Genomic DNA, 1,716 nt, shown 5'->3' with positions numbered 1-1,716 from the left:
GCTCCTTAGAAAGGAGGTGATCCAGCCGCACCTTCCGGTACGGCTACCTTGTTACGACTTAGTCCCAATCGCCAGTCCCACCTTCGACAGCTCCCTCCCACAAGGGGTTAGGCCACCGGCTTCGGGTGTTACCAACTTTCGTGACTTGACGGGCGGTGTGTACAAGGCCCGGGAACGTATTCACCGCAGCGTTGCTGATCTGCGATTACTAGCGACTCCGACTTCATGGGGTCGAGTTGCAGACCCCAATCCGAACTGAGACCGGCTTTTTGGGATTAGCTCCACCTCACAGTATCGCAACCCTTTGTACCGGCCATTGTAGCATGCGTGAAGCCCAAGACATAAGGGGCATGATGATTTGACGTCGTCCCCACCTTCCTCCGAGTTGACCCCGGCAGTCTCCTATGAGTCCCCACCATCACGTGCTGGCAACATAGAACGAGGGTTGCGCTCGTTGCGGGACTTAACCCAACATCTCACGACACGAGCTGACGACAACCATGCACCACCTGTAAACCGACCGCAAGCGGGGCACCTGTTTCCAGGTCTTTCCGGTTCATGTCAAGCCTTGGTAAGGTTCTTCGCGTTGCATCGAATTAATCCGCATGCTCCGCCGCTTGTGCGGGCCCCCGTCAATTCCTTTGAGTTTTAGCCTTGCGGCCGTACTCCCCAGGCGGGGCACTTAATGCGTTAGCTACGGCGCGGAAAACGTGGAATGTCCCCCACACCTAGTGCCCAACGTTTACGGCATGGACTACCAGGGTATCTAATCCTGTTCGCTCCCCATGCTTTCGCTCCTCAGCGTCAGTTAATGCCCAGAGACCTGCCTTCGCCATCGGTGTTCCTCCTGATATCTGCGCATTTCACCGCTACACCAGGAATTCCAGTCTCCCCTACATCACTCTAGTCTGCCCGTACCCACCGCAGATCCGGAGTTGAGCCCCGGACTTTCACGGCAGACGCGACAAACCGCCTACGAGCTCTTTACGCCCAATAATTCCGGATAACGCTTGCGCCCTACGTATTACCGCGGCTGCTGGCACGTAGTTAGCCGGCGCTTCTTCTGCAGGTACCGTCACTTTCGCTTCTTCCCTACTGAAAGAGGTTTACAACCCGAAGGCCGTCATCCCTCACGCGGCGTCGCTGCATCAGGCTTGCGCCCATTGTGCAATATTCCCCACTGCTGCCTCCCGTAGGAGTCTGGGCCGTGTCTCAGTCCCAGTGTGGCCGGTCACCCTCTCAGGCCGGCTACCCGTCGTCGCCTTGGTAAGCCATTACCTCACCAACAAGCTGATAGGCCGCGAGTCCATCCAAAACCACAAAAAGCTTTCCACCAACCACCATGCGATGATCAGTCATATCCGGTATTAGACCCAGTTTCCCAGGCTTATCCCAGAGTTAAGGGCAGGTTACTCACGTGTTACTCACCCGTTCGCCACTAATCCCCCCAGCAAGCTGGGGATCATCGTTCGACTTGCATGTGTTAAGCACGCCGCCAGCGTTCATCCTGAGCCAGGATCAAACTCTCCGTTGAAGTAAAACAGACACAACCCCCAGCCCCGGGAAAACGGGACCAAAAGGCTGCACAAAATTTGAAACCAGCTGTAAAAACCAGACCACCCACAGGGGCGGGCAGCCCGATCAATTCAACCAATCACTAAAACAATTGGTATCAACAAACTTGGCACACTATTGAGTTCTCAAACAACAGACACA

The 1,716-nt window shown here is 55.5% G+C and carries 1 rRNA gene; it reads right to left on the bottom strand.

Annotated elements, in window-relative coordinates:
• Positions 1 to 9: 9 nt before the first annotated feature.
• Positions 10 to 1,534, bottom strand: a 16S ribosomal RNA gene (locus ARTSIC4J27_RS00005).
• Positions 1,535 to 1,716 lie beyond the last annotated feature (182 nt).

Source organism: Pseudarthrobacter siccitolerans, assembly GCF_001046895.1.
GTDB lineage: Bacteria > Actinomycetota > Actinomycetes > Actinomycetales > Micrococcaceae > Arthrobacter > Arthrobacter siccitolerans.
Note: the sequence above shows the minus strand (reverse complement) of the source record. Positions and strands in the feature narration are given on the sequence as shown.